We start from the raw sequence: 11,038 nt of genomic DNA on the forward strand, positions 1-11,038 counted from the left end.
TGATGCGGATTGTTCTTTTGCTCCTCGCAGCGATCCTTCTGAGTGCTCCGGCAACGGCGCAAGGCTTCGCTGGTCTGGGCACCGAGGTTGAAGGTTTCGCCACGCCCCAGCGCGGCACGCGTTTCGACTTCCCCGCCGATCATGGTGCCCATCCGGAGTATCGCATCGAATGGTGGTATCTCACGGCGGTTCTGGAAGACGCAGACGGCACACAATACGGCGCGCAATGGACGCTGTTTCGCTCGGCCCTGGAGCCACAGTCGGGCGACGGCTGGCAATCCCCGCAGCTCTGGATGGGGCATGCCGCCGTGACGACACCGACGGCACACTACCACGCCGAACGCCTGGCCCGCGGCGGGCTCGGTGTCGCCGGTGTCGAAGCCTCCCCGTTCGAGGCCTATATCGATGAATGGGTCATGCGCAGCGCCAGCGACCGCCTCGTGCCCGGCGAAGACGCCCTGTCCGCCCTCGACCTGAGCGCCCGCGGTGAGGAGTTCAGCTACGCCCTCGCGCTCGACGCCGAAGGCCCGCTGGTGTTTCACGGCGATCATGGCTTTTCGGTCAAATCCGCCGGCGGCCAGGCGAGCTATTACTACACCCAGCCCTTCTACCGCCTCACCGGCACGCTTGCCCTGCCCGGCGGCGATGTCGAGGTCACCGGCCGGGCCTGGCTCGACCGCGAATACTCCTCGCAGCCCTTGTCAGAGACACAGCTCGGCTGGGACTGGGTCTCCTTCCATCTCGATAGCGGCGAGAAACTGATGGGCTTCCAGCTGCGCCAGAGCGATGGCAGCGTCTACACCTCTGCCAGCTGGATTACCGCGAACGGTGAACTCACCACCTATGCCGATGGCGACCTCACCCTGACCGCGCTTGAAACCGCGGCGGTCGCCGGATGTAACGTCCCGGTGCGCTGGCGCGTCGAACTTCCGGCCCGCGGTCTCGAAGTCGAGATTTCAGCCATCAACGCACAGAGCTGGATGCCGACCCTGTTTTCCTACTGGGAAGGCCCCGTTTCGGTTGAGGGCAGCCATGGCGGGCGCGGGTATCTGGAGATGACGGGGTATGGGGAGTAGGTGGGCTGGGCAGCGCGAGAACTTGTGAGGAATTGATGCGCGGAAATGGGTGGGTGCCCCGGTTTATTCCGAGTTTATTCCTTGCCGCGGCTCCAATGCCGCCAGATCACACACCCCAGCAGAAAACGGGGACACGTACCGTTTAATGGCGCGGCACCCTGCAACACGAGTGAGAAATCAGAACGGAGAAATTGGTACGTGTCCCCGTTTATTTCAGCCAATTGCTACGCTCCATGATCTAGTAACGAGAGCGCCGCCGCCGTCGGTTTTACCAGTACACATGAAATACGTTTGTTTCACTCCTGTCGACGCGGCCTTCAGTCAATCCGAGGCGATTGATGCATCCAAGTGCTAGGTTTTCCGCATTCAATGCGCTCCGGATTAGATCCAAGAGACGCTGCACCCAATCGCCCAACTCGGCCAATCCAACCTCGAATTCGTATCGCAAATCTGGATAGCAAGCATCAACGAGCATAACGCGAAGCTGCCGCGAAGGCCCGCTGAAATCGATCAACACCTCAGGGCCACCTTCGAAAATAATCTTGGTTGACCCGGCCATCATCGCTGAACGGTAAAAAGTCGCTGATAACGCGTGAAGGAGAGCAACCGCATTCGTATCGCCAACGATATAGTTCCTCTCCGGCGAGGACACTATGACGTTTATAGTGATGAATATCGGCCACCCTTCAAATTTGGCGGAACTGTCCTGTCCCTGGGAGAAGGGGTTTTCAATACCGGTGAGTTTAAAATCGAGCAACATTATGGATATGGAATTGGATAGAGTGATCGAACTTGGTGCGTAAAGGGACCATTTATGTCCATGTTTGGGGATAGAACCAATCTAATTCCGTGAAGCGCCAGACCATCCGCGTTCCAACCGGCGTTGGCAAAGCCGACCTAAAAAAAAACGGGGACACCTACCATTTAGTAGCGCGCTACCCAGCGAAAACTCGCAAGAAATTGGTACGGGGAAATCGGTACGTGTCGCCGGCTATTTTCATTGTAATGGCGGGCGCTGTGAAGTCGAACGACTATTTCCCCCGACTTCATGTCGGGGCCTGGCGTTATCCCGGCGTTGATGACTCTTAGCGCTGACGGTTCCTCGAGTCATTGACGGATTTGTTTCCGCGAGGCCCCGGAATAAATCCGGGGGAAAATGTGGCTTTATATCAACACCTAACGCCCTCATCTCGCGCTCGATCCGGGACCGCGATGGCGTCGAGCGTGACCTCTCGAGGTCCCGGATCGAGCCCGGGATGAGGGCAAATAATCCCCGGTCGGTGGCGCTGGACGATAATCCTCCCCAGCTCCCGGGATGAGAGGCGATGTGCACGTCGATATCGCCCGGAAGCCAGCGGAGCCTGTCCGCGGTGGGTGCGGTGACGCGTATCCACCTCCGGCAGGGCGTCGAGGGAGGTCGCAGCGGCACTAGACGACCGACCGCTCCTATCTCCCCGGTTGGACACGGTCCGGAGACGGTCCGGGAAAGCTCCGCGTGCGGGATGCCCGGTCATGCCACACAAACACATACTAGAGATCCGGCACGGCCGGCATTCCGCACATCCTCTCCTCTCGGCCAGGAATTCCTGGCCGGGCGAGAACCCTTGTCTGGATGGTTGCGGAATGGAGATTTTCAATGAAACGCCATCGCTGGATGAACCCCACGGCGCGTGAGCCGACGCGGGTCTAAACTGAACCGTTATCCCCCGGTGGCCGCGTCGTGGTCATCCGGGGGATGGCGACTGCTGAGACAGGAGCCGGCAGTCATCCGGCCTCCCCCGCGGGAGGGGGAGGTGGCCCGAAGGGTCGGAGGGGGGGCCTGGCCCCGGCCACCACATACGATCACTTCCCCCCTCAGCCTGGCCGCTCTTCGAGCGTCCAGACAGCTCCCCCCCGCGGGGGCGCCCGGCGTTAAGGTAGACCAATGATCTGAAATAGAGCGGTGGTGCTGGCGGCCTAACCCCGCCCCGCCCGCTTCTTCTTGCGCTGCCAGCGTTTCCAATAGGGCTCGACAAACAACCAGATCCCCGTCGCCCACAGGACCAGCAGGATTACGCCCACCGGCAGAAAGATGAAGGTCTTCACCCAGTCGGCGAAGAAGCTGCCGTCATGGATTTGCTCGAACAGGTCGGAGCGGCGGTATTGCAGTGACAGGGTTTCCAGCGTCACCAGATCGATCTGGGCTTCCCAGCGATTGGGGGCGATGAATTTGGCGATGCCGCGATCGGAGCGGATGTCGATGCGGTCGAACTCTTCCCAGGCGGTGATCTCCAGCTCCTCGATCGCCACGGCAGCGGCATAGAGTTCGGCCAGTGTCGTCTCCGGCGGGCCGGTCACCTCGATGGCGCTGCGCTGGGTCGGCGGCTGGATCCAGTCGACATCCTTCTTGAGCATGAGAAACAGGCCCGCGACGATAATGATACCGAGCGGGAGCATGGCGATAGGCGAGGCCCAGTGATGGATGTCGCGGAGAAGCTTACCGATTTTCATGGCCGCGCATCGTCCTCATGACGGCGGCCGGGTCAAGCGGGTAAAGCGGCACGGCTCATCTCTTTATAAGCGAACCGCCCCTTCTCTTTTCCCCCAGCCCGGTTATGGTCTCCGCTTCCTTTTTTGATGGGGAGACAATCATGCGAGGATTAATCTGCGCAGTCCTGCTCGGCGTTCTGCCGCAAGCGGCCTGTGCACAGGCCGAAGATGACACCGCTAGCGGTCCGATGAATGCGGGCACGTTTACGGGTATGGAGTTCCGCTCCATCGGCCCGGCCCTGATGTCCGGCCGTATCAGCGACATCGAGATCATGCAGGATGATCCGGCAACCTGGATTGTCGGCGTCGGTTCCGGCGGTGTCTGGCGCACCGAGAATGCCGGCACGACCTGGACCCCGATCTTTGATGATACGGGCGTCTATTCCATCGGTACGGTGACGGTTGATCCGAACAATCCGCACACGATCTGGGTCGGCACCGGCGAAAACCATGGCGGTCGTCACCTGGGCTATGGCAATGGCGTCTATCGCTCGCGCGATGGCGGTCAGAGCTGGGACCATCTCGGCCTGGAAGCCTCCGAGCACATCTCCGAAATCCTCATCCACCCCGATGACAGCAATACGATCTGGGTCGCCTCCCAGGGCCCGCTCTGGTCCTCCGGCGGCGAGCGTGGCCTCTACAAGTCCACCGATGGCGGTGAAAGCTGGAACCTCGTCCTGTCCGCAGGCGAATGGACCGGTGTCACCGATATCGTCATGGACCCGCGCAATCCCGATCGCCTGGTCGCAGCGACCTGGCAGCGTCACCGTACCGTGGCGGCCTATATGGGTGGCGGTCCGGAGAGCGGCATCCATGTCTCCGATGATGGCGGCGAAACCTGGCGTGAAGTGACGTCCGGCCTGCCGAGCGGAAACATGGGCAAGATCGGTCTCGCGATCTCGCCGCAAAACCCGGACATCGTCTATGCCGCGATTGAAACCGATCGTCGCCAGGGCGGCATCTATCGCTCGAGCAATCGTGGTGAGAGCTGGACGATGATGTCAGACACCGTCTCCGGCGGGACCGGTCCGCACTATTACCAGGAGCTCTATGCTCACCCGCACCATTTCGATCGGATCATCCTGGTCTCCAACACGACGCAGATCTCGTCGGATGGCGGCGCGACTTTCCGCGATCTGAACAATGAGACCAAGCACGTGGACGACCACGCGATCGGTTTCCATCCGACGCTGGAAGACTACATGCTGTTCGGGTCGGATGGCGGGCTCTACGAGACCTTCGACGGTGACGCCACCTGGCGCTTCATCTCCAACCTGCCGATCACCCAGTTCTACGATATCGCCCTGGATGATGCCGAGCCGTTCTACAACGTCTATGGCGGCACCCAGGACAACAACACCCAGATGGGCCCCTCGCGGACGGACAGCCGTCACGGCATCCGCAATTCCGACTGGGAAATCACCCTCTTCGGTGACGGTCATGAGCCGGATGTCGAGCCGGGCAATCCGGACATCGCCTATTCCAGCTGGCAGCAGGGCAATCTGGTCCGCTTCGATCGCACGACCGGTGAGATCGTCTATATCCGGGCCCAACCGCAGCCGGGCGAACCGGCCGAGCGCTTCAACTGGGACGCGCCCATCGTCGTCTCCTCGCATCAGCCGACCCGCCTCTATCACGCCTCCCAGCGTGTCTGGCGCTCCAATGATCGCGGTGACACCTGGACGCCGATCTCCGGTGACCTGACCCGCGATGAGGACCGCATGCAGCTGCCCATCATGGGCCGGCAATGGTCCTGGGATGCGGGCTGGGACGTCTATGCCATGTCCGTCTACAACACGATCAGCGCCCTGGCCGAGAGCCCGGTCGATGAGAATGTGATCTATGCGGGCACGGATGATGGCCTGATCCAGATCACCACCGATGGCGGCGAGACCTGGACGGAAACCGAAACCGGCGATATCCGCGGCGTTCCGGACGTGGCCTATGTCAACGACTTCGAGCCCTCGCGCTTTGATGCCGGCACCGTCTACATGGCGCTGGATAATCACAAGTATGGCGATTACACGCCCTACCTCCTGCGTTCCGACAATAATGGCCGCACCTGGCGCATGATCACCAATGGTCTGCCGGAGAACACGCTGGTCTGGCGGATCGTGCAGGATCACGAGAACCCGAACCTGTTGTTCATCGGTACCGAATTTGGTGTCTATTTCACCATTGATGGCGGCGATAACTGGGTCCAGCTCTCTGCAGGCATGCCGCCGATCCCGGCCCGTGACCTGTTGATCCATGAACGCGAAGACGACCTCGTCGTCGGCACGTTCGGCCGTTCCATCTATGTCCTCGACGACATCACGTCGCTGCGTGAGGTTTCCGAGGAGATGCTGGCCAATGAGACCCGCCTCTTCCCGGTCCGCCGGGCCTGGTGGTACCAGCAGCAGCACGAGCTGAGCTTCGGCTTCCGCGGTTCCCAGGGCGATGGGTATTTCCAGGCTCCGAACCCGGATTTCGGTGCGACCTTTACCTACTACATGGCTGAAGGCCTGCAGACCTCCGAACAGGTGCGCCAGGAAGCGGAAGCTCCGCTGGTTGAAGCCGGTGAGGACACGCCGTTCCCCGGCTTTGACGTCATCGAAGCGGAACGCCGCGAGGCACCGCCGCGCATGTGGCTGGTGATCCGCGATGTCGACGGCAATGTCGTGCGTCGCATGGCCGGTCCGACCGGTGCCGGTTTCCACCGCGTCACCTGGGACCTGACCTATCCGGGCACCGGAGCGGTCACGCAGCCGGATACGCCGGACAGCGACACCTCAGGCTTCCTGGTCGCCCCGGGCAGCTATTCCGTCGAGCTTGTGCGCCAGCACAATGGCGAGACCGTCACCATCGGCGAAGCGCAGAGCTTCCAGGTGGAACGTCTCACCGAGGGCGCCCTGCCCGGCTCGCCGGATGATGAAGTCGTGGCTTTCTGGGAACGCCTGGCCGACATGCAGCGCCAGGTCTCCGCAGCCAATGCCTCGATCGGCCAGACCGAACAGCACCTCGCCGTGCTGCAATCGGCCCTGTACCGCTCACGCACGGCTCCGGGTGATCTCGACGCCCAGCTTGAGGCCCTGCGCCAGGAGCTCTTCTCCATCCAGGAAGCGCTCGGCGGCAACCAGACGACGCAAGGCATGTTCGGCGCCGAGCCGTCCACGGTCGGCTCGCGTCTGGGCTTTGCGGCCCTGGGCACCGGGAACTCGACCTATGGCCCCAACCCGGCGCATGAAGCGCAGCTGGGCATGGCCGAGGAAGAGTTTGCCGGCATTCGCGAGCGCCTGATGACGCTTACGGATGAGCGCATCCCGGCCTTCGAAGAGGCGCTTTCCGGTGTCAACGCACCGTGGACGCCGGGCCGCACCATGCCGCCGTGGTAGGACACGGCTGAGCGGTCTCGAATCGCGAACCGGGCCATCGGACCAATTTCACGGTCTGATGGCCCGGGTCTTGTCCGATAGCGGGCGCAAATAAGGCAAACACGTTCAGGCGCGGTAATATTCGGGCCTGATTTGCCCGCATCGATCCGGAAAATCTCAACTTCCAGCACGCACGGCCTGGCCGCTCGCGCCTAGCGCTAGCTGGGAAATCGCTCGCGGCCCCGTTATAAAACAACTGCTTGCGACAGTGTGACCTTGGGGATGGAGCGCCAGCCCCACTCCGCCCCAATCCAGTCTCAATTCTTACAAATTCGACACCTAGAAATGGAGGTGCGAGGGACTATCACAGCACACATCAGAGCGTTTGGGGCTTCGCTCGGGGGGAAGGGTCTTGTCGAAGGAAACACAACCGCGCCGGAAGCGGCCATGGTTTTCGCTGATTATGATGTCCATCGCGGTCAGCAGCGTCATCACACTCTATAATACCGGAGCTCTGAACGCGGGTCAGAGCAGTTTCGGCCAGCGACTGTCCGACATAGTCGAACGTTTGAGCCGCACCGCCGCGCTCGCATCCGCGGGCGGGCCGACCGCGATCACCCTGGCCGATGTCGGGGCGGATGAAGGCCTGCTCCTGGCCGGCTACCCGTCCTATGCTTCGATCCGCCTGCCGCGCATCCGTGATGCCAATGTAGAGGACATCCAGGTCCGTATTGTCGGCAAGCAGGAAGTCTCGGCCCGGACTGTGGCCTCGATCCGGATCATGGCCAATGGGCGCAGCGTTTCCGAACGCGTGCTGTCTGCCGGTGTCCGTGACTTCGAATGGATCCTGCGCCTGCCGACGAGCGCCTGGAATGGCGAGGACATCAATCTCAGCTTCCAGCTGCTCGGCGATCTGCCCGATGATCTGTGCCACGACGAACGCTCGGTCGGCGCGGTCGTGCATGTCGATGCGGTTTCGGCTATCGAATTCTCGATCGAGGACGAGATCAGTTCCGTGCGCGATGTTGTGGCGCTTCTGCCCAATGACATCGCCATCTCGATCCCCGATGAGGACAGCGGTGAGCGCTTCACCGAGCTTGGTGTTCGCCTCGGCGAGCGCCTGACCCGGCTGGGCTATCGCGTCCGCTTCGTCAGCGCGCAGACGGCGCGCACCGGCGGCATAGCTGGCCGCGGCCTGATCATGCTCGACAATCCAGAGGCCCTGCGCGGTGCCGGGTTTGAAACTCCCAATGCCGAGGATGACAGCCTGGTCTGGCGCCGCAATGGCCTCGCCTTCCTCGGCCTGACGGAGCCTGAAGACATGTCCGCAGTCGGTTTCCTGACCGGTGCGGTCCTGTCGGTCGCGCGTTCGAGCGCTGTGGGGTCGACTGAGTATGTCGACCAGATCAGCCGCCAGAACCGCGTCACCTTCGACGCGCTCGGGATCGATACCAGCGTGCAGCAGGTCACCCAGACGCGCAGCTGGACCGTCGATTACGAGGCCGCGCAATATCCCAGCGGTTATGCGCCGAGCCGCGTGCAGCTGGATATTCGTCTGCCGGAAGGTCCGGGCGATTTCACCAATCTGGTGCACACCATGCTCAACGACCAGATCATCGGCAGCCAGCACCTGGAAACCGGCCGGCTGAACTCGGTCACCGTTGACCTGCCTGCCAATATGCAGTCGCTCAACAACACCCTGAAAATCACCATCCAACGCCATCGCGAGCTCGGGGGCTGTGCTGTCACGGCGCAACGTTACCCGGTGCAGCTGGTCGAGACCTCGCACCTGTCCTACGAGGCCGGGCGCCCGGTTCTGCCGGGGCTGGCCGGTCTGCCTGCGGCATTCGCAGAAGGCGTAGAGTTGCGTATTCCGGCAGAGCTGAGCGGCGAGACGCGCCTGGCCGCGCTCAGCTTCCTGGCCGGAGCCGCTGCCAAATTCGTGCCCGTAGGTGTGGACTACACGCTGGTGCCGGTCAGCGACACCAACACCTCGACCAGCCGCACGCCCTTCATCGCTGTCAATCACATCCCGGCCAATGCCTCGGCACGCTCGGTGATTGATGATGGTGCGCTGCGTCTGCGCGATTCCGGTGAACTGCGTGCGGCGGAGATCACCAATGTCACCGGCCTGACCGTGCTGGAACGTGTCGCATCGGAGGTTCCAGCTCCGACGCGCCGCAATCCCAACCGGGTCATTTCGGTGCCGGGCCTGATCGGCTTTGCCCAGCCCGGAGCCTCGCGCCTGAGCGGGGCACCGATCGGACGCACATCGATCGCCATCCTGCACAATGACGCCTCGGCCCTTGAACTGAACTAGGTGTTATTACCGGACACAGAAAGCCCCGCCCCATCACCCGATGCGGCGGGGCTTTTTCGTTGTTCCGCGCTAGGCTTTCTGCCGGCGCCGTGCGCGCGCGAGCGCCTCGGCCGGGTTGGCCGGGTCGAGGGCTTTCTGGATCCAGTTGCGGCGGCGTGGCGTACGCTCCCGTGACAATGGCATGGGCGCTTCAAAGGCCCGCTCCGATGCCCGGTCGGGATAGACGAGCGTCAGCACCGCGCCGAGCGTGTAGTAGGAACGTAACAGGCGGAAGCCCATATAAAACGGCATATAGAGGACCAGATCTGGCCGCCCCCACAGCGTCACCACACAACAGGCCATGACAAAGGGCATGCCGAGCAGGACGGCGAGCACGGTCTGGATTTCCGGGTGCAGATACACCCCGCCATAAACGAAGTAGAGAATGGCCCCGAAAATCGCCAAAGGCGCCATCATCGCCCGCCGCGCCCCATTCATCAGCGTGAAGGGCAAAACGACCGAGCCGGTAATCGTGCGACCTTCGAACAGGATGCCCCGGTTATGCGCGGTCACGTGATACAGGCTGCGGAACCAGCGCGTCCGTTGCTCGCGCAGATGCACCATGGATTCGGGCACTTCGGTGCGGAAACGAATGCGCGGATCGGACACTGCGCGGAAGCCCAGATTGGTCATGCGCAGGACGATATCGGTGTCCTCGCCATTCATCTCTTCGGTAATACCCCCGGCCTGGATCAGGATGTCGCGGCGATAGACCACAAACATGCCGGGCACACCGATAATCCCGTTAAAGGCGCCCAGAGCGACCTGGGTAAAGCCATGCCGGTTGAGCACCTCTATCGTGCGGAACTTGCTCAGCGTGCCCTTATTGCTCAGCGGCAGGGGCAATCCGCCGACGACACCCACACGACGGCTGGCGAAATGGCGCATCGCCTTGCGCAGGGATTTCGGCTCGATCACCGTGTCTGCATCGATGCGGACGATATATTCCTCATCGATCAGATTAATACCGTGATTGAGCGCCTTGGCCTTGCCGGGAACCGGGCTGTCTATGACCTCACCACGGGCACAGCGGCAATTATCCAGCGCCTCCTGCGCCACGCGGGCGGTCTCGTCGCTGGAGCAATTGTCCATCAACACGATGCGGACCGGGCCATCATAATGGCCGGCGGCTTCGTCAATCGCGTCAATCGTCTGGGCAATCAGATGCGCTTCATTATGCGCCGGCACGAGCACGGCGATCGGCGGGCTGAACTTGCGCCAGCCGGAGAAGAGATTGCGGGTCAGGCCGATCAGACCCAGGGTCATGGTCAGAACCTGCTGGGCCAGAAACACGCCCGGCCCCATACCGCCCAACAGGGCGATAGCATGTAATTGTTCCAGTTCCGGCGCATACCAATACGCCATCACGGCAGCGAACAGGCCGGCGAAAGCGGTCACAGTGATCAGCAGCGTGTATTCCCAGATCCGCCCCCGCCGCCGCAAGGGCGAGCGCGAATCCACCGGCAGGCGGGCCTGGCTCAATATCGTCTGCGGAAAAATGGCCAGCCCTACCAGGCCGACCAAAATCTGCTGTACTTGCACCGGCTAGGTCGAGGCTGCGTAATTCCAAGACAGAAAGGCCATGCCGTCGACAAAAAGACTGATCGCGACCAGTTTGGAGATCAGGGAGAAGCCCAGCCGCAGCTTGGCCCATAGCCCGCCATGTGCGTAGAGCGCATAGACCAGGAAAAAGACCAGGAAGAAGGTCCGGATCGGCAGGA

6 protein-coding genes are annotated in these 11,038 nt (G+C 62.0%); 3 read left to right on the plus strand and 3 right to left on the minus strand.

Annotation, left to right across the window (positions count from 1 at the left end; all coding sequences use genetic code 11):
- Window positions 1–2 precede the first annotated feature (2 nt).
- On the plus strand, window positions 3–1,076 hold the full coding sequence (locus Q1V51_RS04995; protein WP_300553685.1) for a lipocalin-like domain-containing protein: 1,074 nt from the start codon (window positions 3–5) through the stop codon (window positions 1,074–1,076).
- A gap of 268 nt (window positions 1,077–1,344) precedes the next feature.
- Here Q1V51_RS04995 and Q1V51_RS05000 read toward each other — a convergent pair whose 3' ends face one another.
- Both Q1V51_RS05000 and Q1V51_RS05005 read right to left on the minus strand, forming a co-directional pair.
- Window positions 1,345–1,836: a hypothetical protein gene (locus tag Q1V51_RS05000; protein ID WP_300553688.1), complete on the minus strand. Its 492-nt coding sequence runs from the start codon at window positions 1,834–1,836 to the stop codon at window positions 1,345–1,347.
- Window positions 1,837–3,032: 1,196 nt separating this feature from the next.
- Entirely contained in the window at window positions 3,033–3,566 is a 534-nt protein-coding gene (locus Q1V51_RS05005; protein ID WP_300553691.1) for a PepSY domain-containing protein, read from the minus strand.
- A gap of 140 nt (window positions 3,567–3,706) precedes the next feature.
- On the opposite strand from Q1V51_RS05005, the gene Q1V51_RS05010 reads away from it, so the two are divergent.
- Window positions 3,707–6,979: a glycosyl hydrolase gene (locus Q1V51_RS05010; protein ID WP_300553693.1), complete on the plus strand. Its 3,273-nt coding sequence runs from the start codon at window positions 3,707–3,709 to the stop codon at window positions 6,977–6,979.
- A 442-nt stretch (window positions 6,980–7,421) separates the two neighbouring features.
- A complete protein-coding gene (locus tag Q1V51_RS05015) occupies window positions 7,422–9,278 on the plus strand; it encodes a hypothetical protein (RefSeq protein ID WP_300553696.1) in 1,857 nt (618 codons plus the stop codon).
- 69 nt (window positions 9,279–9,347) lie between these two features.
- On the opposite strand, the gene Q1V51_RS05020 is transcribed toward Q1V51_RS05015, so the two are convergent.
- Window positions 9,348–10,799, minus strand: a complete 1,452-nt coding sequence (locus Q1V51_RS05020) for a glycosyltransferase (RefSeq protein ID WP_300553699.1) — start codon at window positions 10,797–10,799, stop codon at window positions 9,348–9,350.
- Window positions 10,800–11,038 lie beyond the last annotated feature (239 nt).

It is taken from the genome of Maricaulis sp. (assembly GCF_030149235.1).
In the GTDB taxonomy this organism is placed as follows: Bacteria; Pseudomonadota; Alphaproteobacteria; order Caulobacterales; family Maricaulaceae; genus Maricaulis.

What these genes read in the sequence shown, in the direction of transcription:
- Q1V51_RS04995 (WP_300553685.1), top strand. Translation starts at nt 3, where the DNA reads ATGCGGATTGTTCTTTTGCTCCTCGCAGCGATCCTTCTGAGTGCTCCG.
- Q1V51_RS05000 (WP_300553688.1), bottom strand. Translation starts at nt 1,836, where the DNA reads ATGTTGCTCGATTTTAAACTCACCGGTATTGAAAACCCCTTCTCCCAG.
- Q1V51_RS05005 (WP_300553691.1), bottom strand. Translation starts at nt 3,566, where the DNA reads ATGAAAATCGGTAAGCTTCTCCGCGACATCCATCACTGGGCCTCGCCT.
- Q1V51_RS05010 (WP_300553693.1), top strand. Translation starts at nt 3,707, where the DNA reads ATGCGAGGATTAATCTGCGCAGTCCTGCTCGGCGTTCTGCCGCAAGCG.
- Q1V51_RS05015 (WP_300553696.1), top strand. Translation starts at nt 7,422, where the DNA reads ATGATGTCCATCGCGGTCAGCAGCGTCATCACACTCTATAATACCGGA.